Source organism: Microvirga arvi (assembly GCF_016892765.1).
Taxonomy (GTDB): domain Bacteria; phylum Pseudomonadota; class Alphaproteobacteria; order Rhizobiales; family Beijerinckiaceae; genus Microvirga; species Microvirga arvi.
In genome coordinates this window covers 1-24,519 of the sequence record NZ_JAFEMD010000073.1, presented here as the reverse complement: position 1 = coordinate 24,519, position 24,519 = coordinate 1, and the positions used below count along the sequence as shown (strand labels likewise).

Below are 24,519 nucleotides of genomic sequence, written 5' to 3'. Positions count from 1 at the left end.
AAACTTGGATCCTATGGGGCCGCCAAGCGCGAGATCCTGCCGGGCGTGGAACATCGGCAGAGCCGGTATCTCAACAACCGCTGTGAGGTGTCGCACCAACCCACCCGACGGCGGGAACGCCACATGAGGCGGTTCAAATCAGCCCGCCACGCGCAGCAGTTTCTCGCCACTCATGCTCCGATCCACAATCACTTCCAGCTCTGCCGTCATCGCCTTTCCGCAAGTGAGTACCGGGCTGCGCGGGATCGCGCCTTCCTCACCTTGCGCGATGCGACCGGTGTTGCCCTCGTAGGCTGATTTGGGCTGACGTGATGACTATGTCTGCGCCAGCTGCGCCGACTTCGCGCCAAGTTGACAGTACCCTCCAGCGGGACAACACGACCCCGCAGCGGGTGATCGGCGAGGCCGTTAATCTGTCAGCCCCAGCCGTGCAGCGCCGCATCCGGCGGATGGAGGAGGCGGAGGTCATCCAGGCCAATGTCGCAATGATCGATCCAGCTCAGGTCGGGCAGCCGATCACGATCTTCGTCGAGGTCGAGGTCGAGGTGATCAGCGAGACGGCGGAGTTGATCGATGCTGCCAAGCGGGAATTCGCCGCGGTTCCGGAGGTGCAGCAGTGCTACTACGTCACCGGAGAGGCTGACTTCGTGCTGGTGGTTGTGGTGCCGACGATGACCGCCTACGAGACGCTCACGCGGCGTCTGTTCTTCGGCAACAACAACGTGAAGCGGTTCCGCACCTTCGTGTCCATGGACCGGGTCAAGGTCGGGCTGGCGGTTCCACTATCGGGATGACTGGACAGATCAATTCTTGCGACTGCCGCGGCCAGGGAACGACGGCTATTGGCACATTTGCGAAGTGGACGGAATGTCTGCTGCGGAAGGCGACAACAGACATTCCTAAGGCGTTGGAAATTCCCTCTGATGTCTCAATCGGGAGATTGACTAGGCACCCAAGATAATCTGGCAAGCTGACGTTTCTGATAGATGCGGCTCTGTGGCCGGGCTTGATCCTGACCGAGATTGCCGCTGGACACTTAGCTCCTTCGGTTGGCGGCAGGCGGCCCTTCAGCCTGCACCATTGTGTGTCTCCTTACTTGCCGGGCCCTTGCTGCTCTCCCCGTGTCCCAAACAGTTTCTGATAGCGCGGATGGAAGCGGACGGCGTCCAGGTCCGAGTCTTTCTCGAGCCATTTCATCAGCTCTGGGGAGAGTTGCGGAATGACTTTCTCCAGATGATCCATCGCTTGGTCGAGTTCGCCCAAGAGTGAATATACACAAGCGACGTTGTAGTGGGCTATGTTCTCACCCGGATCAATCGCCAAGGCGCGGGCCGCCCATTGCTTGGCACGGTCGCGTTCGCCGAGATGCGCCAGCGCGACGGCACCCCGATGAGCCGGACCGGAGCTTTCCGGATGCAGCTCGAGTGCGCGTTCAGCCCGTTCAAGGCCGATCTGTGCCCATCTCATCTGGTCTATGGGTCTGTCCAGCGCACGATAGATGCCAAACAAGTTATTGGGCGACAGGTAATCGTCTTGCCTGATCTCAGCAGCGCGCTCGAAAAATCTGGCGGCCGCCGCAAGATTGCCTTGCGTATTCAGAAGCAGCGCATAGAAGAAATTTGCCTCGTACAGACTGGGATCAAGCGCAAGAGCCCGCTCGAACTCAGCAATGGCCTCCGCGTGGCGTCCGTATTGATACAGGACCAATCCCTGGGCAGCGTGTGCCTCGGCCAGATTGGGATCAAGCGCCAGGGCCTTGGCGCTCATCTCGAGGATGTCATCAAGGGAGACTTCAGCGGCATGCCACGCGTGCAGGGCCGAGTCACAGTTGGCGATCCCAGCATAGGCACGGGCATAGCGTGGATCGAGTTCCACGGCCTTGCAAAACATCCGTCGCGCCAGCAGCAGGTACGACTTGGTCCATTCATGAAAGAATTGCCGGCCCCTAAGGTAGTAGGTGTAAGCCTCGATGTTCTCGGTTGGGACCAACGCGATCGCTGTCTTCTCCTCGGGCAGAAGCTTCACTTTGAGCTGCTCGACGATTGCCTGCGTGATCTCGTCCTGTATCGCGAAAATGTCCGCGAGGTCGCGGTCATAGCGCTCGGCCCACAGAAGCGCTCCGGTCAGGCCTTCTATAAGCTGACCGGTAATGCGCACACGCGCCCCCGCCTTGCGGACGCTTCCCTCCAGGATAAACCGGACGTCGCGTTCCCGCGCTACCTGTTGCGCGGTGATCGACTTACCCTTGTAGGTGAACACGGTATTGCGGTCGACGACGAGGAGACCGGAGATCTTCGACAGGTCGATGATGATATCCTCGGTGATACCATCCGAAAAATACTCCTGCTCCGGATCCCTGCTCATGTTGGCGAACGGAAGCACCGCGATCGACCGCCTCTGCGCCACTTGTGGTGATACAGCAGTTGTGGTGCCTTTCGGGTGGGCCGAAGAAGTGCTGAATAGGACGTTGTAGACGCGAACGGCTCGCTCGATGTTCTTGAGTGCCCGCTCTCCCAAATCTTCGAAGGTGAGGTCGAGCCGGGTGCCGACTTGATCACGAACGGAGCCGGACACAGTGATCCCGCCAGGCGCGGCGATCCCTTCGAGCCGCGCCGCCACATTCACTCCTTCGCCGAAGATATCGCCGTCCTGGACGATAACGTCTCCCAGATGGACACCGATCCGGAATTCGATCCAGCGATTCCGCGGAATGGCTTCATTCCTTTGGCGCATGCCGCGCTGGATTTCGGCCGCGCAGGCGACGGCATTCACCACACTCGGGAACTCGACCAAGATGCCATCCCCTGTGAGCTTGACAATGCGGCCTTGGTGCTCGGTGATCCTGGGCTCGATTAATTCGGTCTGGTGTGCCTTGAGCCCAGCGAGTGTGCCAGTCTCGTCTGCCCCAATGAGACGGCTGTAGCCCACAACGTCGGCGGCAAGAATGGCGATCAGGCGACGTTCCACATGATCCCCCGGATGATCAGTCTTCGGGTCAATGACACAACATACTCGTTTCCTGCCGGCCCGTCGCCAGCGGTAATGAGCTATGCCAGCCAAGGTGATCCAGTCGGGCCGTGTGATGATCGGTTGTTATCTTTGATTGCTCAGTGGATTGTCTGCTTTGGAACAGTTCCGAATGGCTGCTCGTCTGGCACGACGCAGACGAGAGCCGAACTTCCGAAGCTATGGGGTAAACTGACCCTCATAAGGCCAAGCTCAACGGCTCAGTTTGACTCCAAGCTGACCTTAGCCGCTCCAAGGCGACATCGTTTGCGTACGGCACTTATGGCATCATGTGTGTCTCTCTCTTATTGGAGGACCACATGCCTAAGACCAACGATACGGAGTGGCCTCCCCACCTGGATGCGCTGGTCGCCGCGCCAGCAAACCACCGCCTCCTCTTTGAGGATGACACCATGCGGGTGCTGGAGGTCACCGTCGAGCCTGGCGAGCGCGAGAACCTTCATCACCACTGTTGGCCAAGCCTCATGGTCGTACTGGCCCGGCCGGACTATCGAAACTTCGACGCGGACGGCAATGAGATCCCTCCATCTGGCGGAACGCCGACCAGTCCTGCGCTGCCACGGGCTCTGCGCCTGCCACCGCAGCGGCTGCACGCCATTGAGGTCGCGGCCGACGCGCCGCACGGCTTTCGAGGCATCCGGGTCGAGTTCAAGACGTCCGAGCCGTAAGGACCTCTGGGCGTCGGATTTTCGCCCTCATGAGGCGAGCGAGGCCCCGCCAGGTTGCCGCTTCAACTCTCATGTTGCCCCACTCCAGGGAATGAAGTCGGTGACTACCCGACGAACCTCGGTGGGATCCGAGGGCTGGGGCCTGTTCACGGAAGGAGCCGAGCTGCTCTCCCGCGAGACTAAGCAGCGACAGGAATGCCTGGAGAATGTTAGGTTACAGGCGAAGTCGCCAGAACTCGGACGGCGCAAGGGGACCAGATGCGATGCGAGTGGCCGTAGTCGGCGTTGGCGCCATTGGTGGTTGGATGGCCTTCAAGATGGCCCAGGCTGGCTTCGAGGTGAGTGCCTTGGCCCGCGGCGCCACGCTCACCGCTCTGCGCGAGCACGGCGTTCGCCTCAGGCGTGGCGATGAGGTGGGCTCCTACCCGATCAAGGCCAGCGACAACGCCTCGGCGCTGGGGAAGCAGGATCTGATCGTTCTCTCCGTCAAGGGGCCGGCGCTCGCGGCGGCAGCTCCGGCGGCATCTGCCCTGCTGGGGCCCGACACGATTGTCCTGCCAGCTATGAACGGCGTGCCATGGTGGTTCTTCGAGGGGCTGCCCGGCCCCTTCAGCGGAAGGCGGCTCACCGCCATCGACCCCGACGGGCAGATCGATGTCGCCATGCCAGCCCGCCATGTCATCGGCTGCGTTGTTCATGCTGCCTGCACGACGTCAGAGCCCGGAGTGACTGTTCAGCGCGCCGGCAACGGCCTGATCGTGGGCGAGTCCCACGGCGGAGGCTCTGCCCGCTTGGACCGCGTGATAGAAGTGCTGCGCAGCAGTGGCTTCGATGTTGAGGTCAGCTCGCGGATCCAGCAGGCGATCTGGTACAAGCTGTGGGGCAACATGACCATGAACCCGATCTCAGCCATCACCGGTGCGACAGCGGACCGGATCCTGGACGATCCGTTGGTACGAGGCTTCATCTTACGGGTGATGGCCGAAGCCGCTCAGATCGGCGACAAGATCGGGTGCCCCGTTACAGAGAGCGGCGAAGACCGCAATGCGGTCACGAGGAAGCTTGGCGCCTTCAAGACTTCGATGTTGCAGGACGTGGAGGCAGGGCGCCCAATCGAGCTAGATGTCCTTCTGAGCGCTCCGAGGGAGATCGCTCAGTGGCTTGGCATTGAGACGCCTGCAATGGACAGCCTGCTGGGCCTCGCGCGGCTCTTTGGCCGCAGCCGCGGCCTGTATCCAGAAGCAGTCAAAGATATCCCGGCCGTCCCGGCGTAATCGACTTGCTGGAATGACTGGAATCGGATGTCTGGCGCCTCTCGCGTTGTTCATCGTGGGTGGCCCGCATCGGGCATCTTGTCATGGAGGCTTCTGGTGTGCCCTGAGGCGCCGGTGCGGGATGCTTTCAGGGCTGGCGCTGCTCGGCCTTTTGGGTTGGGTTCTCGCAAAAACCAGGAAACGATGAACTGCAATCTCATCATGTGCGGACCTTATCTCTCGCGGTTCCCTTCGACGGGCCTAGCCGCTACAGACCTGAGGGCGATTCATACGAGGCGGCCGATCCGGAATGTCCACTTGGCGAGACGAAAAGAACCAGAAGGCGCGAGCCCGACTCGAAAAGCGCCTCTCGGCGCTCTTTCCGCCCTGCGTTCTCTCCCACGCGCTCCGGCAGCCGCTGATCCCGCCAACCCAGCGCCGCGCTGTGGAGTCGTACTGGCGGCACCGGCCACTCCTGGCTGATCGGCTGGCGCGGGCGCTCGCCGCGAAAAGCGGACAGCCCACAGGATGGCAATGGCGACTGGGGTCTGACAAGGAGACAGGCCTACCGCTCTCCTTCCGCACGCCGCCGGCGCCGTACCGGGAGGCCGCCTTCATGCGCGGGCCGGGGCATTGCTGCGTCTGTGGGCAGCCGGTTTATCGGCTGGGCTGGCATTGCGACCTCTGGGACGACGGCAAGCCGAACCGGAACGCCACTTGGCATGCGGCCTGCGTCGTGGCCTGGCAACTCTGGACCGCTCCACCTGACCAACTGCGGGCGCTGAAGCTGCGCCAGAAGCGGAAATGCGTCACCACGGGCCGTCGCCTGCTGAAGACCGCCGAGGTGGACCACCGGGTTCCGCTCTTTGCGGTGTGGTCCGAGCACCGCTCACGGCCATGGCCGGACCTGCTCGCCTTCTGGGGCGCACCCAATCTCCAGGTGATCAACAAGGCGGCGCATCTGGAGAAATGCGCCGACGAAGCAGCCGGGCGGGCCAAACTCCGCGTCGCCGCATCAGGCCTGATAGAGAACAGTGTAGAGGAACCAGGACCCTAAGAGATGTAGGCATTGACCTGCAAACCTTTGACGAAGGTCTCCTTCTGGCACTGGGCTGACCTTAGCCTTACTTCCGCACTGGCGGGGTGAGCGGACCTTCGCAACTACATCCGCTACTACTCAGTTTGACCCATTAGCCGACAGTCCCTTCCGCTCAGGATGACCAGTTCTCCTTGAACTCGCCGAACAACGTCAGTCCCCCGCAGGCATAGAGCGTCTGGCCCGTCACATAGGACGCATCGTCGGAGGCCAGGAATGCGAACACGGCCGCCATCTCCTCCGGCGTGCCTGCACGGCCCATGGGAATGTGGCTTTCGACGTTCGCCCGCGCCTCCTGGTCATCCTTCCAGGCCGCATTGATGTCGGTGGCAATGGCTCCCGGGGCGACCGCATTCACCCGGATGCCGCGATCGGCGTATTCCAGGGCCAGCGTCCGCGTCAGGTTCCTGAGGCCGCCCTTGCTGATCGAGTAGGCGATGAAGCCCGGTTTCGGAACGATCTCGTGGACGCTCGAGCAGTTGAGGATCGTTCCTCCGCCAGGCCGCGAGAGATAGTGCCTGATCGCAACCTGCGAGCAGATCAGGGGACCGGTCAGGTCGATATCCAGAATGCGCCGATATTCGTCGACAGGATAGACGTGGCTTTCCGCCTCCGACTGGATGCCCGCGTTGTTCACTAGGATGTCGAGATGCCCCCAGGCCGAAAGCACCTCGTCGAACATGCGCGCTATAGCGTGCTCGTCACCGACATCCGCCTGAACGATCATGTGAAGCTTGCCGGAGCCACCGGTCGTCTCCTGCGCCTGACGCAGCGTCTCCTTGGCGGCATCGTGCGATCCGCTGAAGTTGATGGCGACGGTAGCACCTTCCCTGGCGAACCGGACGGCAATGGCCCGACCGATTCCACGTGACGCTCCGGTGATCAGGGCATAACGCCCTTCGAGACGGCCAGTAATCGTCATGATGTCGGTCCTCCGGAATGCTCGGGTTGCTTTGGCTTAGCCCGGCCCGCCACGCGATGGTTCAGCCCACCTCCCACGTCACGGGATGGAAAGTCAGCCTCTGTCACCTGATCCGAAGAACCCTTGCCATAGGGAACGGTGGCCGTGGTGGGCCGGCGTTGAACTGCCCCAGGCCTCAAGCCAGGGCCAGGGTTGTCCGGGCATCAGACGGCGGTACCGGTCCCCCATCCACCCATCATCTAGGTGTAGCAAGGGCGCCGACGAGACTGGGAGCCCCGTTCTTGGCTACCGGCACACGGGTTCGTGATCCCCAGTGCCTATGAATACGCGCAGTACATCGGCCGAGCCCAGGGTAAAAGGCGGCAGGTCGCTGGCTTGAACAGGTTGCCCGGATGACCACCTGGCACATCCAACCGCCATCACTTGCATATGATTGCAGATCCATCGAATGGACACGTCCGTCTTGATGTTGACACTCGAATCCTCGTTCCCATGTCGATCCATGGAGGTCATTACGATGATGACGCGCCGGATCCTGGTGAACGCCGGTATCGCGGGCCTTGCCGTTGCGGCCGGGGCATTCAGGCGGATGCCTCCGGCTTTCGCCGGCGAGCGTTTCGCCGTGACACATACGATGCCGAATGGCGCAAGCTCCTCAATCCCAGCCAATATGCCGTGCTCAGGCGGGGCGGCACCGAGGCACCTTTCAGCAGTCCCTTGCTCAACGAACATCGCAAGGGGACCTTCACCTGCGCGGGCTGCGGGCTCGAGCTGTTCTCCTCCACGACCAAGTTCGAAAGCGGTACCGGATGGCCAAGCTTCTGGGCGCCATTGGAACAGGCGGTGGCTACGGAGGGAGACACGTCCTATGGCATGATCCGCATGGCGGCGCATTGTAATCAATGCGGCGGCCATCTCGGCCATGTCTTCGATGACGGTCCGGCCCCGACGAACCTGCGCTATTGCATGAACGGCGTCGCGATGAACTTCACTCCTGCCGCCTGATCCACACGGAGCCCACCGATGAGACAAGCCAGACCTGCCACGGCGAACCATCATTCCTGGCGGCGTGCGAGGATTGCCCTCGTCCTCTCGATCGTGCTTGCGACGACTGGCATCGCTGCTTCCCGACCTGCGAGCGCACAGGAGGGCATCGCCATCCCGGCCCCGGCTCTGGACGTCCCCGTCCGGGTGGGTGCCACGGAAACCGCCGTCGTGGCAGGGGGCTGCTTCTGGGGAGTGCAGGGCGTGTTCCAGCATGTGACAGGCGTGACAAACGCCGTCTCCGGATATGCGGGCGGCAAGAGGCAGACGGCGCACTACGAGATGGTCGGTTCAGGCAAGACCGGGCATGCCGAGGCGGTCGAGATCACCTATGACCCCAGCAGGATCAGCTACGGCAAGATCCTCCAGATCTTCTTTTCCGTGGCCCATGACCCGACCCAACTCAACAGGCAGGGGCCGGATGTCGGGACCCAGTATCGGACGGCGCTCTTTCCCCGCAACCAGGACCAGGCGGCGGTGGCCAAGGCCTATATCGCACAACTTGAACAGGCGCGGACGTACAAGGCGGCCCTCGTCACGCGGCTCGAGCCGGATCGACCGTTCTACCGGGCGGAGGACTATCACCAGGATTTCCTGACGCTCAATCCGACCTATCCCTACATCGTCTACAACGATCTGCCGAAGATCGAGAACCTCAAGCGACTGTTCCCGGACCTTTATCGTGAGCGCCCAGTGTTGGCCTTGCAGGCGAGCCGAACGAACTGACCATGAATGTAGGCCGGCAGCTTCCGCCGACCACCTTCCTGATCAAGCCGGCGAACGGGTGGAACGGACCTAGGCGGCTTCGGAGACGAACAGATACAGAGAGCCCACGTATTCAGGCTGATGTCTCAGTTGGCCATTCGATCGGTCCCAAGCTCTGGACTTCAGGTCGCTTTCCAGGTGAGTGACATAGCCTGCGGCAACCGGCTCGGGCATGAAACGCCACGCCAGTATTGGGTATCTCTGGTGCGCTCGCTTTCCAGGCCGTGCCGAATGTGTTCGTCGGAGCTGAACTCCGCTATCTCAGATCCTACTCAGGACTCGGTCTCGATCGCTTTGAGGGGCAGGCATTGTTCCTGGAACCGACCTTCCATGCAAAGCTCAGCGACAACCTGTCGATTTCGGCTGCGTTCTCGACCCAGATTGCCGGGCGTTCGGACGAAGCCTCGGGCCGCCAGCTCGACCTGGACAACTTCTCCGGCCACCAAGCCAAGCTAACGATATTCTATGAGTTCTAGGACCGGGCGTGGAAGGTGATTGCGATCTGCGCCAGAGAAGTGGTTCTTCCAACGAATGGCTATGAGCAAATGTCACGGCCTGGGAACGGCCGTTTCTGGCACGAGGCTGACCTAAGCCGAATTTCTGCAAGGGGAGAGTGAAGCAGACCTCCACAAGGCCGCGCTTGATGGCCTGGGTTGACCCACTCCAGACCTTTGGCATTCCGCGACCATGCCAAGGCACCCTCGTGCGCAACCTGCCCTTTATCAGAACCGGTGGCTGGAGGATCTGTTGGATGCGGCGGGAGCCCTATTGCACAGGGTGAAGGATGTTCGAGTACGGCTGTGAGCAGAGCTCGTGGGGCTCTCTCATTCAGTGCACGGCTGCCGTCTCCGTGGTGTCCATGCCACCCTGGAAAGGGGTTCAGGCGCGCTTGGCACCAAGACCGGGCACCCCTGCCTCACGGCCGCGGTCTTGCGAGCCTGAGGGGTCGCGAGCCACCGCGGTCTGACGCTCGGATGCGCCGCCAAGGTGAGCCAGAAGATCGGTGGGCAGCGGGAAGATAATGGTCGACGAGCGCTCGCTGGCAATATCGTGTAGTGCCGCAAAATAGCGGAGCTGCATCGCCTGTGGCTCGGCCGCGAGCAGTCGACCTGCCTCCACGAGCTTCTCGGCTGCCTGCTGCTCGCCTTCGGCGTTGATCACCTTCGCCCGCCGCAGGCGCTCCGCTTCCGCTTGCTTGGCGATGGCACGGATCATGTTCTCGTTGAGATCGATATGCTTGATCTCGACATTCGCTACCTTGATGCCCCAGGCATCGGTCTGCTGGTCGAGGATCTGCTGAATGTCGGCGTTGAGCCGATCACGCTCGGCCAGCATCTCGTCAAGCTCGTGCTTGCCCAGCACCGAGCGTAGGGTGGTCTGCGCCAGTTGGCTGGTTGCGGCCATGTAGTTCTCGACCTTGATGATGGCCCGTTCGGGATCGACGATGCGGAAGTAGATCACGGCGTTGACCTTCACCGAGACATTGTCACGCGAGATAACATCCTGGGGCGGCACGTCCTGGACGATCACCCGCAGGTCAACCCTGACCATCTGCTGCACGAAGGGAACAAGGATGATCAGCCCAGGACCCTTCACCCCCGTGAAGCGGCCAAGGGTGAACACGATGCCCCGTTCATACTCCCTCAGGATCCGGATTGCCGCGGCCAGGAAGCCGATGATGAGCAGGGCCAGAACCAAGTAGGCGACATAATCGAAGATCATGAGCGGCCTCCCGCGCTCGCTACCAAATCGGACATGCGGCGCACCTCAAGCATCAGGCCCCTGATCTTGGTGATCTGGACTTGCTCGCCCGGAAGCAGAGCTTCGGGAGCTCGAGCCTGCCAGCGCTCTCCAGCGGTGAGCACATGCCCCTCGTGGCCCAACCAGTCGAGCACCTCTGCCGGTTGCCCGAGCATGGCTGAAGCGCCGGTGCGGACGGGCTGATGGCGTGTACGCCAGGCGTAGCCGAGCGTCAGGGACAAGAGGCCGATGCTGGCCAGCATGGCACCCCCAATCACCGTCCAGGAGAGCTGGAATTCCGGCGCATCGGTGTCGATCAGCATCAACGCTCCGAGCAGGAAGGCCACGAGCCCTCCCGTTCCGAGCACCACGGTCGGGTTGAACGCCTCCGCGACCAGGAAGGCGAGCCCAAGCAGCATCAGCGCAAGCCCGGTGTAATCCACCGGCAGCATATTCAAGGCATACAGGCCAAGGACAAGGCAGATGGCGCCAATCACGCCAGGCGCGACTGCCCCAGGATTGCTGAACTCGAAGATGAGGCCGTAAACGCCCACGATCATCAGAATGAAGGCCACATTGGGGTTCGTGATCACCCCGAGCAGCCGGATGAGCCAACCCGGCTCCTCGGACCTGATCGTGAGATCCTTGGTGGCCAGGCGTCGGCGTTCACCCTTGACCTCGACTTCACGTCCGTCGAGGCGGGCGAGGAGTTCCTCAGGGGTGGTGGCGACGAGGTCAATGACGCCCTTGTCCAATGCCGCCAGGGACGAGAGGCTCGCCGCCTCCCGCACAGCCTGTTCCGCCCAGTCCGCATTGCGGTGCCGGAGTTCGGCCAGGCTGCGGATGAAGGCGACCGCATCATTGGTTACCTTGGCCGTCATGGCATCGCCAGATCCCAGCGACGGCCGATCTCCGCCTTCCTTGTTTTTCTCGGGCTCCCGGGGGGCGGGTGCAAGCGGGCTGCCGATCTGCACCGGGGTTGCGGCTCCCAGGTTGGTGCCCGGCGCCATGGCGGCCACGTGGGTGGCATACAGGATGTAAGTGCCTGCGCTGGCCGCATGAGCACCGGCGGGGGTCACGAAGCCGATAACCGGCACAGGCGAGGCCAGCACGTCTGCGATGATCTCACGCATGCTCGTCGCCAGTCCGCCCGGTGTGTTGAGGCGCAGGATGATCGCCTCGACGTGCTGCGGATTGGCAGCGAGAAGGGTATCTTTGACATAGTTGGCCGTCGCGGGCCCAATGGCTCCGGTGACGGCGATTGAGGTCACGTAGCGATCCGCACCAGGTTTGAGCTCGGTCGCCGAAGCGCCCACTGCCGTCCATGCCATCAACACGATGACGGCGGCCATTATTCGGGTGAGACGCTTCTGGAACACGTCCCAGTCTCCGCGACTGAAGGTCCAGGTGCCCCTTACATTCACCATAGCATCAAACGGTCTCACGGGCCATCAAACCATGCGGAATGTCATTCCTCCAAGCAGGGACGTGGTGTGCCTGATGACGAGGGTGGCGGGGTCGCCTGCGGCCCGTAGAAGTCCGAGCCGCGGCCAATCACAACGGCCGCTTGCCTGTGGGCGTGAGCCGCCAGGCCTCTCGTTTCCAACCGCACCCGCAAGTCAACGATCGCCCGCCTGCAACAAGCGCCTTGGGCCCAGGATGATTACTTACCCGAGAACGTGGGCTTTGCGCGAGATATGATAACAGGAGTTCAACCACTGCCGCGCGGCATGCGACAGAAGGCAGTTACAAGAAGGTTACCTCCGAGACGGGGTGGCTCCTCCGTAGGGATAGCACCGGATGCGCTCGAGGCTGAGGCCAAAGTGCTACCCCAGCTTGCGAATGGCTTCCCCATGCTCAGGATACGGATCCCGGTCTCAGGACCAACAATGATGATTTTGAACGCTGGGTCATGCCGCCCGCCCGGTGGCAGCATGGCTGTGACGAGCGCGTTTCCCTCCGCACTGCGCAACGTCAGGAACAAGGGCATCACGCGCTGCACGTGAACCTTGAGGCCAATGTTTTGCTCAACAAACGCGCTGGAGGTTGACCGATAGATACTCGCTGCACTCTCCCAGGATTGGCGAAAGTGTTTCTCAACCACGTGGTTCATCGCATCCGACTCGAGCGCGGCTTCACCTTCGGTCTCGATCCGAAACCAGGTCTTCGATCCCGGGGCATCGCAGATGTATTGCATACCGAATCAACGCGGGACTGCGGTGAAGGTTGTTGAGGCGCTCCGCCTTTCGACTGAAGCGAGGCGAGCCTGCGTTCTGCACCCGAACACATCCTCGACTTTAACCTTGGCGATTGAAGAGGCTTCCCTGGGGGAGCTCGCCCCAAGCACTTTCCGCGCCCGCTCTGGCCACGAGCGTATTATCGGATTCTCTGATTGAGCCTTGCTCGTTCCAAGAGCGAAGGACCGCTCCTGGCACCTCTCGGAAGTAGACCCAGAGTCTGCTCTCGCCAAGAACATCGGACATTCCTGGAGGTTAGGGGATCGGCAGAGGATGACTCTGAAGAGACGTTCCGAAGTGGGCTTGTCTAGAGGAAAGTCGGGCATCGCCCGCCCAGCCCTACCTCCAACCGCTTCAGCGTAAGGCCCTATCATCTGATGACCTCCCATGATGGCGCTCGCTGCATGAGCGGCCTCGGTGTATACTCTCGGCAAGCTGCGGCCTCTCGCAGGAGACAGGACGTGGATGTCGCGCAGTGGCTACGGAGCCTCGGGCTGGCGCAGTACGAGCAGGCGTTCCGCGACAATGCCGTGGATGACGACATCCTGCCGCGGCTTACGGGCGAAGACCTGAAGGAGCTCGGCGTCCATGCCGTCGGCCACCGCCGGAAACTCCTCGACGCCATTTCACACCTCGATCGGTCCCTGGCTAACCCTGCCAACATTGGTGTGGAAGCGGAGCGGCGGCAATTGACGGTGATGTTCTGCGACCTCGTCGAGTCTACCAGCCTCGCAAGCACTCTGGACCCCGAAGAATACCGCGCCGTCCTCAGGGCTTATCATGAAGCCTGCTCTGGAACCGTCGCCGAGTTCGGAGGCTTCGTGGCGAAGTACATGGGCGACGGGGTGCTCGCGTATTTCGGCTATCCGCAGGCTCACGAGGATGATGCCGTCAGAGCCGTCCGGGCCGGTCTGGCCCTGACGGAGGAGGTGGCGCGTGCCCCAGTTCCGTCCGGAGTGGATCTGTTGCGTGCTCGGGTCGGCATTGCCACAGGCGTAGTCGTAGTGGGCGACCTAGTCGGCGCAGGTGCAGCCCAGGAACGGAGTGTCGTGGGCGAGACCCCCAACCTTGCCGCGCGGCTCCAGACCCTTGCGGCGGCGGGTGCGGTGGTCATCGCGCCGGCGACCCGGCGCCTGCTCGGCAGCGGGTTCAACCTCGCCGATCTCGGTCCCCAGCACCTGAAGGGCTTTGCCGCTCCCATCGAGGCCTGGCAGGTGCTCGGCGCCCGCGTCGTCGAGAGCCGCTTCGAGGCCCACGGTCCAGGGGATACGCCTCTGATCGGGCGAGTTGAGGAGCTGCGCCTGCTCGCGCAACGGTGGGAGCAGGCCAAGGATGGCGACGGGCAGGTGGCGTGGGTGACCGGCGAAGCCGGAATTGGCAAGTCGCGGCTCGCACGCGAGTTCCGCGACCACGTGCGGCCAGAGCCCCACACCGACGTGCAGTGCCAGTGCTCGCCCTTCTTCAGCAACTCCCCCCTGCATCCCTTCGTAGAGCGGATCGAGCGGGATGCGGGCATTTGCCAGGACGATACGCCCAGCGAGCGGCTGGCGAAGCTGGAGACCCTCTTGGCTCATGCGACGGACGACATCCTGACGGTTGCGCCTGTGTTCGCCGCGATGCTCTCGCTCCCCACAGATGATCGATACGGGCCATTCCCATACGATCCAGGGCAGCAGCGGGAACTGACGATGGAGGCGTTGATCGGGTATCTGCTCGGTCTCGCCCGCCGGCAGCCGCTCCTCCTGCTGGTCGAAGACGTCCACTGGGCCGACCCGACGACCCTAGAGGTGATGGACCGGTTGATCGACCGCAGCGGATCCGAGCGTGTCCTGCTGCTGATCACCGCCCGACCGGAGTTCGCGCCCGGGTGGCGTGAGCGGCCTGGCGTGACGTTAATCCCTCTCGCTGGCCTGTCGCAGCGTCAGGCCGCCGACCTCGCTGAAGCGGTTGCCGGCCCGGTGGAACTGCCGGCGGACATGTTCCGTCAGATCCTCGAACGGACCGACGGCGTGCCGCTCTTCGTCGAGGAGTTGACCAAGGCTGTGTTGGAGCGCGAGTCCGGCGCGGTTCCGGCCACCCTGCACGACAGCCTCATGGCGCGCCTGGACCGGGTTCCAGCCGCGAAGGCCGTGGCCCAGCAGGCCTCCGTGATTGGTCGCGAGTTCACCTACGATATACTGACCGACATCAACCCGCAGGGCGACCCTAGGCTGCGTGCGGCGCTCCAACAACTCGTCTCGGCCGGGCTGATCTCCATGCGTGGCAGACTTCCCAGTGCGATCTACACCTTCAAGCACGCTCTCGTTCGCGACGCCGCCTACGGGAGCCTGCTCAAGAGGCGCCGGCAGGACCTGCATGCGAAAGTCGCGGAGGTTCTCGAACAAGGCTACCCCGATGCGGTTGCCCGCCAGCCTGAACTCATCGCCCATCACCTGAGCGAGGCGCGCCTGCCGGAGCGGGCAGTCATGTACTGGCAGCGCGCCGCCGACAATGCCGCCCGCCGACAGGCTCACCAGGAGGCGATCGCGCACTGCGCGCGGGGTCTCGAGATGGTCGGCTTCATCTCCGACCGCGAGCTGCGGTGCCGCCATGAACTGCCGTTGCAGGTTCGCCTGGGAAACTCCGCCACCAGCGCTAAGGGTTATTCGGCGCCCGAGGTCGGAAAGGCGCTGTACCGGGCGCGGGATCTCTGCACGGAGTTGGACGACGAGGGGCTGATGCACCCCATCCTGGTTGGGCTCTACTTCTTCCATGCGAACAAGGCGGAGCTGCGCACGGCCGAGAGGCTCGGTGTCGAGCTCCTGGTGCTGGGCGATGCCCGGAAGGATCGTGTTCTCCAGGTCGATGGCCACAAGGCGCTGCTCAACGCGCGCTACAAGCTCGGCAAATTCGTGAAGGCGCAGGAGCATCTCGAGCGAGGAATGGGCCTTTACGAGGAGGATCCCTGGCCTGCGGCCCTGATCGAGCAATTTGACGATCCCGGACCGCACCTGCTGGTGATCGGCGGATGCGTGCTATGGGCCCGGGGCTGCCCGGACCGCGCCCGACAGGCCGTGGCCGATGCCATTGCTCTCGGCTACCGTCATAGGCACCACTTGAGCACCGCCCATGCGGTCCACATGTCTGGTCACTTGGCCGAACTAATGGATGATTGGATCGGCGTCCAAAAGGCCAACGAGGCGACCATGGCCCTTGCCACGGAGTGGGGACTGTCCGGGCTTTGGCACCAGGTGGCTCTGCGTGAGCGCCTTGTGGCGGTGGCCCTGCACACCGATCCGGAGCAGATGGACTACAAGCGCCGGCACCCGCAGCCGGGGTTTGCGCGCCCGCTGCACGATGGCGTGCTGGCGCGGGCCTATGGCCGTCGGGGTACGCCCGAGGAGGGTTTGCAGGTGATTGAGGAAGCCTTGGCCTGGGCGGAGGAAACGGGCAGCCAGTTCTTCGATGCCGAGTTGCACCGCATCCGCGCCGGATTGCTCCTGCGCATGCAGCGCATGGACGAGGCCGAACTCAGCGGCCGCAAGGCCTTGGAGGTCGCGCAGGAGCAGGGGGCACGGATGTGGGCGCTGCGGTCCGCCTGCGACTTGGCGCAGATGCTGCGCGATCAGGGGCGGCAGGCAGAGGCCCATGACCTCCTGGCACCCATCCATGGCTGGTTCACGGAGGGGTTCGACGTTGGCGATCTGCAACGGGCTAGAGCACTGTTGGAGGGTCTGTTACGCCGCGCGCCATCCACCAGATGAGGGCCATTGGCAGCTCTGACGACCATGCACAACTGGGGCAACGCTTACCACCTTCCATGAAGGAGGCGTTTGGGCGAAACGTAGGGTTTGTCGATGCGGGCGATCTGGTCCATTTCGGTCCGGCTGACGCGATACCCATGCAGCACAGGATCGAAGGCCAGGTTCTCCCACGGAAACACGTAGCAGCGCGTGCCAAAGCCGAAGAAGCCACCCACGGCAACGTCGGCATGGATGAGGCATCCGCCATCCGCCTCCCGGTACACTCGCTGTAGGACGCCGATCCGCCGGCCCTGAGGGTCAAAGATGTCAGCGCCACTGATCTGGTCATCCCGGACAAGGCTATTCAACAGGTTGGTTTGGTTCATGGCCCTACATCATCCTCCCTGACCGGACGCATTCCCATAGCCAGAGCCCCGAGCCGTTACCGCACGGGGATGCCGTATTGCAGGCCGCCCTTCGTCCAAAGCGCGTTCTGTCCGCGCTTGATCTTCAGACGCGAGCCCTCGCCGACGTTCTTCTCGAACGATTCGGCATAGTTGCCCACGTGCTTGATGATGCGCACGGCCCAGTCGTTGGTCAGGCCGACGGTCTCGCCGAACTTGCCTTCGGTGCCGAGCAGACGCTTGATCTCAGGGTTGTCGGAGGTCTTCATCTGATCGACGTTGGCCTTGGTCACGCCGAGCTCTTCAGCATTCAGCATGGCCATATGGGTCCAGCGGACGATGTCGCCCCACTGGTTGTCACCGTGGCGGACGGCCGGTCCAAGCGGCTCCTTGGAGATGATCTCGGGCAGGATGAGGTCTTCGTCAGGGTTCGAGACCCACGAGCGCGCCACGTACAGGCCGGAAACGTCGGTGGTGAAAGCGTCGCAGCGGCCGGCATCATAGGCCTTCTTCGCCTCGTCTGCCGTGGCGAAGAGAATGAGCTGATACTTCATGTTGTTGGCACGGAAGTAATCGGCGAGGTTGAGCTCGGTCGTGGTGCCCTGCTGGGTGCAGACCGATTTGCCGTCCAGCCCTTTGGCTGAGGAGACACCGAGCTTCCTGCGGACCATGAAGCCCTGGCCGTCGAAGTAGGTGATGGCCGGAAAGTCGAGACCGAGCTGCGTGTCGCGCGACATGGTGTGGGTCGAGTTGCGGGACAGGACATCCACCTCACCCGCCTGAAGTGCGCTGAAACGGTCCTTGGCATTGAGCGGGATGAAGCGGACCTTGGTTGGATCGTCGAAGATCGCGGCCGCCATGGCGCGACAGAAGTCCACGTCGAAGCCCGTCCAGTTGCCTTGGGCATCGGGCATTCCAAAGCCAATGGAGCCGCTGCTCGCGCCACAGGTCAGGAAACCCTTCTGCTTCACGCTGTTGAGCGTGGCCTGGGCCGAGGCACCGGTGGCCATGAGGCTCACTGCCATGACGCTACAGGTAACGGATGCGATAGCTTTCATCATGATGCTATCTCCGTGTTCGCTTCCGCTTTGTGCTGATTCGGTCCAAAAGTACTGCCATACAGGTCCGGCCGCGGCTGGCGAGAGAACTGCGACAGGGCCTCGGGTGGGTTCCCTCAATGAAGACAATCTAGCGCACTATACCAGATTCCACGGACTACGGCGTGGAGAAACGCTCTTCGGAACCAGTACAGCAGCGTTTGCGATGCTTCCTTGGCTTCATGAGACGGGTTCCCAAAAACCCGTCTGGCTTCCGGCTGTGGTTGATGCGATTCCGTGTTAACCTTCAAGCAACCGGCTTGAAGAGGTGGTCGCATGAGGCGGCGCGATCTCGTCCAGCTCCTCTGCGCATCGGCGCTGCTCCGTCCGACCCCAGCGGCGGCCCAAGTAACTGGGCGGATCCGGCGGGTCGGATGGGTGGAAACTTGGACCCTGCTCGCGCGGAACGATTGGGGGGATGTTGCGGAGCACCTCCAGTCGCTGGGCTGGACTAGAGGCGTCAACGTACGCGCCGAGATGCACGTGGCGACAGCCCCATCTCAACTGCCGGAGCTGGCGAGAGAGGCGGCCGCGGCACGTCCTGATCTCATCGTGGCCAACGGCACACCCGCAACGCTCGCCGTGCTCGCTGAAACCCGCAGGATCCCTGTGCTCTTCTTTGAGGTTGCTGACCCGATCGGGAACGGCATCGTCAGCAACCTTTCCCGTCCGGGCGGCAATGTGACGGGGTTCACGACCTTTGAGCCCTCGCTCGGAGGCAAATGGTTGCAGCTTCTCAAGGAAATCGATCCGCAGGTGAGGCGAGCTGCGATCTTGTTCAACCCGGAGACGGCCCACAACAAGGCTTCGCCCTTCGTACAGGAGTTCGAAGCTATCGCGGCCTCTCTCTCGGTTGAGCCCATCCTCGCGTTTGCCCAGGATGCTGCCGGAGTCGAGCCAGTTTTTGTGGATCTTGCAGCCGCGCCGGGTGGGGGCCTCCTCGTGCTGCCGGACGTCTTCACCTTCGTGCAGCGGCGCTTGATCACCGATCTCGCCGAGCAGTATCGCGTGCCGGCGATCTACGGCAGCCGCTACATGGCGGCGACAGGGGGCCTGCTCTCCTATGGTCCCACCACAGAGGGCCTTCACCAAGGTGTTGCCTCCTACATGGATAGAATTTTCAGAGGAGCCAACCCTGGCGAGCTGCCGGTTCAGGCGCCAACGCGCTACGAGCTAGTGGTCAATCTCGGAACAGCCAGAGCACTCGGGCTTACGGTACCGCCAGGAATGCTGGCCGCCGCCGACGAGGTGCTCGAATGAGGCGCAGGGAGCTTCTGATCTTGTTCGGGAGTGGCATCATGTTCTCGCGAGCCGCCCCGGCCCAGGAACACGGGCGTGTCCGGCGTGTCGGATTGTTGATGGCTAGCGTGGAGAGCGATCCAGACGGACAGGCCCGTGTGCAGGCGTTCCAGGATACTATCCAGGGGCTGGGTTGGGTGGAGGGTCGAAATCTCCAACTCCATCTACGTTGGGCAGCCGGGGGCTCGGATCGTTTCCGTACGTATGCAGCGCAGTTGGTCGCGCTGGCCCCGGACCTCGTGCTTGCCGACGCGACGCCCTCGGTCGCCGCGCTCGTTCGGGAGACAAGCGTCGTTCCAATCGTATTTTGCAGGGTGGGTGACCCGGTCGGTTCGGGTTTCGTGAACAACTTGGCCCGACCCGGCGGCAACGTGACAGGCTTTACGGCCTTCGAAGTTTCCATGGGCCCGAAGTGGCTGGAAATGTTGAAGGAAGCATCGCCGGGTCTTGCCCAGGTCAGCCTCCTCTTCAATCCGAAGACAGCCTCACACGTCGAGGCGCTGTTTCTGCGCCTGATCGAAGCCACAGCGTCGTCTCTTGGGATCTCCGTTGTGCCTGCCCGAGTGCACAGCAGCGACGAGATCAAAGACGTGATCCGCGCACTCGGCCAAAGGAGCGCCAGCGGGCTGGCCGCCATGCCGGACGCGTTCTTGGTCGACCATCGTGAATTGATCATCCAGATGACCGCACAGCAACGTGTTCCCGCGATCTATACGAACCGGATTTTTGCCGTCGAGGGCGGTCTCATGTCCTATGGATTTGATGTGTTGGACATGTATCGCCGCGCGGCATCCTATGCCGACCGCATTCTGCGCGGCACGCGCCCAGGTGAGCTTCCCGTCCAAACCCCCACGAACTTCCAGCTCGCGATCAATCTCAAGACCGCGAATGCGCTCGGGCTCTCAATCCCACCCACACTGCTTGCTCGCGCCGACGAGGTGATTGAATGAGGCGTGCCGGCCGATAAAGCACAGCGTCTAAACACCGTGAGGCCTCTCCTCGAAGCAGATACGGAACACGGGCAGTTCCTCGTCGTAGCCCTTGAGGGGGCGAGATCCGAGCGGGACCAGGGAGCGCTTGTCCTTCACGGCGCTGGCGACGGCTGCATCTGTCAGAATCTCCCGGTCCGCCGCCGAGGCGCATAGGCGGGCGGCAAGATTTACAACACTGCCGATGGCCGTGTAGTCGAAGCGGCTCTCGTACCCGATCCGACCGACCGTCGCCGTCCCCATGGCAAGTCCGATCCCAAAGCCGATCCGGTGAGCGCGGGCCCGCCAGCCTACGATGAGCTCCTGCACGCTTCGCTGCATCTCAACTGCCATGTCAGCCGCCCGCAGTGCCGGCGCCGCGACCGGAACGGGAGCGTTGACGAGGACCATCAGGCCGTCGCCCGAGAAGCTCGTGAGCGTTGCCGCATATCTGGTGATGATCGCACCAAGAGCCTCGTAGTATTCGGAGAGCACGCTCATCACCTCTTCTGGCGCGGCTCTCGCTGAGAAGGCCGTAAAACCTCGCAGATCGCAGAACACCGCCACCACCTCGGTGCGGCGGCCCTCGAGCACGCCGTCGTCACCCTTCCGGTCGACGAGTTCGGCCACCTGCGGTGCCAGGAACCGCTTGAGCTTGGCGATGCGCTCCTGACGTTCCTGCGACACAGCCAAGTCAGCGGCCATGGCGTTGAAGCTGTCGGCCAGTCGCTGGAACTCATCCCCCGTCCTGATCTCGATGTGGTGGTCGAACTGCCCGGCACCGATGCGCTCGGTGCCGTCCTCTAGCTGCCGGATCGGCTGGGTCATCCGGCGCGCTAGGGCATAGGCGAGCAGACCTGCAAACGAGGCACTGGCGAGAAGAAGGCCTCCCGTTCGCCACAGGGCCGCATAGATGGGGCCGAAGGCCTCCGAGAGCGGCTGCTCCACCACCACTGTCCACTCCGGTCCGGAGACCGGGGCGGCGGCTACCGCAATACGGCTGCCCTCGGCGTCGCGGCTCGTCGCAAAGCCCATGTTGGTGGGCCCGACCGCCTGTCGGGCTGCTTGGAAGGGCGCCAGCGTGATCTCGTCCGCTCCGCGCAGGACGAGGCTGATGTCGGGATGGGCGATGAGGCGGCCCGGCCCATCCAGCACGAAGGCATAGCCCGTCTCCCCAACCTTGATGGACGAGATCACATCCCAGATCAGCTTGAGGTTGACCTCGGCGACGACAATGCCGACCGATGGGCGGTTGCCCGAGATCGCGACAGTCAGGTAAGGCTCTGAGCCGCGGTAGTAGCTGATCTCGCCGTACCAGAGCCGGGCCGCGCGGGCTCCCGCCACGGGTGCTTCGGCCGACCGATCGGTCCGGCTCTCGGTCCGGTTGAGGCCGATCCGCGACACGTACAGCCGCTCCCGTCCGTTACCGTCGACCAGGGTGAGGCTGACGATGGCGGGCACCTGGCGCAGCAGGCGCAGGGCATCGATCCGCCGCCGCTCGTCCGGCTCTTCCGTCCAGGGAAGCTGTACCAGCCAGCCGAGTTGGCCGCTGATGCCGTCAAGAAAGCCTTGGATCTTAGAGGCGGCGGCTCTCGCCTCGACGCCGAGCAGTTGGTCCAGTCTCGCCCGCTGGTCGCGGTAGCCGAACCAGGCCTCGCTGACGCCGTTAGCGGCCAGCGGGATAACCACGGCCAGGAACAGCACGAGAAAGTACTTGCGGAAAAGGCCACGAAACTGGAGGCGCCGTCCGCTCATGGCCGTTCACCTCAGCCGATCCCGCCGGAGGCGGGGTGGGGCGGATCCGGCGCAACCCAGGCACGGGAGCCGCCGCTGCCGCCATTGGGGCTTGGGCAATCCGCACGACTCATTCGATCACCTCATCGGCTTGCGACAGGAGCGACGGCGGCACCGTCAGCCCAAGCGCCTTGGCCGTCTTGAGGTTGACGATGAAGATGTATCGTGTCGGCTGCTCGACAGGCATCTTGGCTGGAGATGCACCCCGCAAGACACGGTCCACAAGCCGGGCTTGGGTGCGGGCATTCTCAGCAATGTCGATGCCGTACGCAATCAATCCCCCGGCCTGCGCCGAGTCACGCTGGTCATAGACTGCTGGTATTCCGGCCTGAGCCACGAGGTCAGGGACGCGGTTCCAGGGCGTGTTCACGATTGGATCAGCCGCAACCGCCAATGCCTCCACCCCGAGCATTTTCGCCTTTGCAACAGCCCCGTCGATATCCTCAGCGACCCGGAACCCAATGACATCAATCCGAAAGCCATATCGCTGGGAGGCTATCGGAATTTCGATGGACAGGCGCTGGCGGGTTGCGTCGTTGTCGGCACTCGCCAACACCCCTACGTGCTGCGCCTGAGGCAGAAGCTCTCGGATGATCTCGAACTTCTTGGCGAGGCCGAAGCCAGGTACAAAATAGGTGACCCCGGTCACGTTTCCCCCCGGACGGGCAAGGCTCTGCACCAGACCCGTTCCGACCGGATCACCGACGGCCGCGAAGACAATGGGGATCTCCGATGTTGCGTTCTTGACCGCTTGGACAGGGCGCGTGCTTGACGCGACGATGACATCGGGTCTGGAGCGGACGAGTTGGGCCGCAAGGTCGGGCAGACGCTCGAAGCGGCCCTCTGCCTCTTTCCGTTCGATGGTGAGGTCGCGGCCTTCAACCCAGCCCAGTTTGCGGATCTCGTCATCGAAGGTGATGTGGGCGAGCCCATCGCATTTCGCAGGGCAGAGCTTTCCGATCCGGGCGGTCTTAGTCGGCGTCTGGGCCTCTGCGGTCGAGATGAGTAGTGTTATAAGAAGGGTCGCAAGGGCAGTGTGGCGTCCCATTGGATCAGCTCCTCGGCCTGAACGAGAGGGAGCTACGACGATAGTGAGCCTGAGAATACGCCTCTTCCCCTACACCTACAATTTCGCCGTTCCATAAATGATGGAGTGGACGGCGCCTGCTCCCGGCATCGCCCTATGAGATAGGGTGATTGCCTCAGCGCCAGACAGGGAGCCGCTCCAATGCATGTCACGACAGTAGGTCTCGATCTCGCCAAGCATGTGTTCCAGGTTCATGGCATCGATCAGAACGGACAGGTTCTGATCCGCCGTCAGCTCCGCCGAGGTGAGCTCATCGGCTTCTTCCGGCGCTTGCCACCCTGCCTGATTGGCATGGAGGCGTGTTCCACCGCCCACTTCTGGGCGCGAGAGCTGGCGGCCCTCGGGCACGAGGTCCGGCTCATGCCTGCGGCTTATGTGAAGCCCTATGTCAAACGCAGCAAAAGTGATGCACTCGATGCTGAAGGCATCTGCGAGGCGGTGACCCGCCCGACCATGCGCTTTGTTGCGATCAAGAACCCTGAGCAGCAGGCCGCGCTCATGCTCCACCGCACCCGTGACCTTCTTGTGCGGCAGCGGACCATGCTGGTTAATGCTCTACGAGGTCACCTGGCCGAGTACGGCGTCATCGCCCCTCAGGGGCTTCCCAGCGTTCCCAAGCTCATCGAGCTGGCCGAGAAGGCACGCGGCACGGCCTTACCGGAGCTGGCATGGCGCTGCATCCGCTTGATCCTCGCTCAGATCGAGGACGTTCATGGCCGCATTGGTCAGGTTGAGCAGGAGATCCTGGCCTGGCATCGCACGAGTGCGCTGAGCCAGCGCCTGGAGACCATCCCCGGCATCGGCCTGATCACCGCCAGTGCCTTGGCGGCCACTATCCCGGATCCGAGCTCCTTCCGCTCAGGCCGGCACTTGGCGGCCTGGATCGGGCTGGTGCCACGGCAGAGCGGCACTGGCGGCAAGGTGCGGTTGGGACACATCTCCAAGCAGGGTGATCGGTACCTGCGACGGCTTCTGGTGTTGGGAGCCTCCACGCTGATGCGACATGCGCGCGGCCGGACCACAGTTACGGCGGGGTGGATCAACGGGCTTCTGGCGCGCCGCCCAGCCAGCGTGGTCAGAACCGCCATTGCCAACAAGCTGGCACGGATCGCCTGGGCGGTCCTCCAGTACGAGCAAGGATATCGCGCTCCGGCTGCTGCGGCCGCATAGGCGGTCTTGTGAGCTGGACGAGACGTTTGCAGGATTGGTGAGGTGGTGATGGTGTGATGACGAACCGGTCGAGCCGGGGATCAGAGCAGCCCGAGAAGGCCGTTGCGCTCAGACGCAGCATAAACGATAGGGACCTGATCCGCGAACTTCATCAGATGGGGTATTCGGCTTGAGCCCTATCTTCGACGGATATGCATCGAGGTGTTGTGCTCCGAGCTGATGATAG

The 24,519-nt window shown here is 62.9% G+C and carries 19 protein-coding genes and 1 pseudogene; 12 read left to right on the top strand and 8 right to left on the bottom strand.

Translation table 11 applies throughout. From position 1 onward, the window contains the following. On the top strand, nucleotides 1-297 hold a 297-nt coding region (locus ILT44_RS26475), incomplete at its 5' end, for a DDE-type integrase/transposase/recombinase (protein ID WP_204242602.1). Nucleotides 298-317: 20 nt separating this feature from the next. After that, nucleotides 318-794 (top strand): Lrp/AsnC family transcriptional regulator, encoded by a 477-nt coding sequence (locus tag ILT44_RS26470; protein ID WP_204242601.1) that lies wholly within the window; start codon nucleotides 318-320, stop codon nucleotides 792-794. 298 nt (nucleotides 795-1,092) lie between these two features. Here the strand turns inward: ILT44_RS26470 and ILT44_RS26465 are convergent, their stop codons facing one another. Further along, nucleotides 1,093-2,967 carry an adenylate/guanylate cyclase domain-containing protein gene (locus tag ILT44_RS26465; RefSeq protein ID WP_204242600.1) on the bottom strand — a complete coding sequence of 625 codons (1,875 nt, stop codon included), beginning with the start codon at nucleotides 2,965-2,967 and terminating at the stop codon, nucleotides 1,093-1,095. A gap of 359 nt (nucleotides 2,968-3,326) precedes the next feature. Here ILT44_RS26465 and ILT44_RS26460 point away from each other — a divergent pair, with 359 nt between their 5' ends. The 3 genes from ILT44_RS26460 (at nucleotide 3,327) to ILT44_RS26450 (ending at nucleotide 6,005) form a co-directional block, all read left to right on the top strand. Continuing rightward, on the top strand, nucleotides 3,327-3,695 hold the full coding sequence (locus ILT44_RS26460; protein ID WP_204242599.1) for a hypothetical protein: 369 nt from the start codon (nucleotides 3,327-3,329) through the stop codon (nucleotides 3,693-3,695). 263 nt (nucleotides 3,696-3,958) lie between these two features. Then, nucleotides 3,959-4,969: a 2-dehydropantoate 2-reductase gene (locus ILT44_RS26455; protein WP_204242598.1), complete on the top strand. Its 1,011-nt coding sequence runs from the start codon at nucleotides 3,959-3,961 to the stop codon at nucleotides 4,967-4,969. 289 nt (nucleotides 4,970-5,258) lie between these two features. Further along, complete coding sequence (locus ILT44_RS26450; RefSeq protein WP_204242597.1) at nucleotides 5,259-6,005, top strand: hypothetical protein; 747 nt, start codon at nucleotides 5,259-5,261, stop codon at nucleotides 6,003-6,005. 154 nt (nucleotides 6,006-6,159) lie between these two features. Here ILT44_RS26450 and ILT44_RS26445 read toward each other — a convergent pair whose 3' ends face one another. Continuing rightward, nucleotides 6,160-6,966, bottom strand: coding sequence for a glucose 1-dehydrogenase (locus ILT44_RS26445; protein ID WP_204242596.1), 807 nt, complete (start codon nucleotides 6,964-6,966; stop codon nucleotides 6,160-6,162). 517 nt (nucleotides 6,967-7,483) lie between these two features. Between ILT44_RS26445 and msrB the strand changes: the two are divergent. The 3 genes and pseudogenes from msrB to ILT44_RS26430 all read left to right on the top strand — a co-directional run bounded on the left by msrB (nucleotide 7,484) and on the right by ILT44_RS26430 (nucleotide 9,251). Then, a pseudogene (msrB, locus tag ILT44_RS26440) lies at nucleotides 7,484-7,971 on the top strand (peptide-methionine (R)-S-oxide reductase MsrB). An 18-nt stretch (nucleotides 7,972-7,989) separates the two neighbouring features. After that, nucleotides 7,990-8,736, top strand: coding sequence for a peptide-methionine (S)-S-oxide reductase MsrA (gene msrA, locus ILT44_RS26435; protein WP_204242594.1), 747 nt, complete (start codon nucleotides 7,990-7,992; stop codon nucleotides 8,734-8,736). Nucleotides 8,737-8,966: 230 nt separating this feature from the next. Next, on the top strand, nucleotides 8,967-9,251 hold the full coding sequence (locus ILT44_RS26430; protein WP_204242593.1) for a DUF6662 family protein: 285 nt from the start codon (nucleotides 8,967-8,969) through the stop codon (nucleotides 9,249-9,251). Nucleotides 9,252-9,654: 403 nt separating this feature from the next. On the opposite strand, the gene ILT44_RS26425 is transcribed toward ILT44_RS26430, so the two are convergent. Together ILT44_RS26425 and ILT44_RS26420 are read right to left on the bottom strand one after the other, a co-directional pair. Then, a complete protein-coding gene (locus ILT44_RS26425) occupies nucleotides 9,655-10,497 on the bottom strand; it encodes a slipin family protein (RefSeq protein ID WP_204242592.1) in 843 nt (280 codons plus the stop codon). Then, nucleotides 10,494-11,846: an NfeD family protein gene (locus ILT44_RS26420; protein ID WP_239468558.1), complete on the bottom strand. Its 1,353-nt coding sequence runs from the start codon at nucleotides 11,844-11,846 to the stop codon at nucleotides 10,494-10,496. Before ILT44_RS26420 ends, ILT44_RS26425 begins: the two co-directional genes overlap by 4 nt. A 1,367-nt stretch (nucleotides 11,847-13,213) precedes the next feature. Between ILT44_RS26420 and ILT44_RS26415 the strand changes: the two genes are divergently transcribed. After that, entirely contained in the window at nucleotides 13,214-16,495 is a 3,282-nt protein-coding gene (locus tag ILT44_RS26415; protein ID WP_204242590.1) for an adenylate/guanylate cyclase domain-containing protein, read from the top strand. Nucleotides 16,496-16,539: 44 nt separating this feature from the next. Here ILT44_RS26415 and ILT44_RS26410 read toward each other — a convergent pair whose 3' ends face one another. Beyond that, on the bottom strand, nucleotides 16,540-16,860 hold the full coding sequence (locus tag ILT44_RS26410) for a PRC-barrel domain-containing protein (RefSeq protein WP_204242589.1): 321 nt from the start codon (nucleotides 16,858-16,860) through the stop codon (nucleotides 16,540-16,542). A gap of 56 nt (nucleotides 16,861-16,916) precedes the next feature. Then, nucleotides 16,917-17,936 carry an amino acid ABC transporter substrate-binding protein gene (locus tag ILT44_RS26405; protein WP_239468557.1) on the bottom strand — a complete coding sequence of 340 codons (1,020 nt, stop codon included), beginning with the start codon at nucleotides 17,934-17,936 and terminating at the stop codon, nucleotides 16,917-16,919. 315 nt (nucleotides 17,937-18,251) lie between these two features. Between ILT44_RS26405 and ILT44_RS26400 the strand changes: the two genes are divergently transcribed. Further along, nucleotides 18,252-19,235, top strand: coding sequence for an ABC transporter substrate-binding protein (locus tag ILT44_RS26400; protein WP_204242587.1), 984 nt, complete (start codon nucleotides 18,252-18,254; stop codon nucleotides 19,233-19,235). A 38-nt stretch (nucleotides 19,236-19,273) separates the two neighbouring features. Then, the gene (locus ILT44_RS26395; protein ID WP_204242586.1) at nucleotides 19,274-20,224 is read left to right on the top strand and encodes an ABC transporter substrate-binding protein; all 951 of its coding nucleotides are present in this window, start codon (nucleotides 19,274-19,276) and stop codon (nucleotides 20,222-20,224) included. A gap of 27 nt (nucleotides 20,225-20,251) precedes the next feature. On the opposite strand, the gene ILT44_RS26390 is transcribed toward ILT44_RS26395, so the two are convergent. Beyond that, nucleotides 20,252-21,997 carry a cache domain-containing protein gene (locus ILT44_RS26390; protein ID WP_204242585.1) on the bottom strand — a complete coding sequence of 582 codons (1,746 nt, stop codon included), beginning with the start codon at nucleotides 21,995-21,997 and terminating at the stop codon, nucleotides 20,252-20,254. A 109-nt stretch (nucleotides 21,998-22,106) separates the two neighbouring features. Next, on the bottom strand, nucleotides 22,107-23,084 hold the full coding sequence (locus ILT44_RS26385) for an ABC transporter substrate-binding protein (RefSeq protein ID WP_204242584.1): 978 nt from the start codon (nucleotides 23,082-23,084) through the stop codon (nucleotides 22,107-22,109). A 180-nt stretch (nucleotides 23,085-23,264) separates the two neighbouring features. On the opposite strand from ILT44_RS26385, the gene ILT44_RS26380 reads away from it, so the two are divergent. Beyond that, nucleotides 23,265-24,293, top strand: a complete 1,029-nt coding sequence (locus ILT44_RS26380; RefSeq protein ID WP_204242583.1) for an IS110 family RNA-guided transposase — start codon at nucleotides 23,265-23,267, stop codon at nucleotides 24,291-24,293. Nucleotides 24,294-24,519 lie beyond the last annotated feature (226 nt).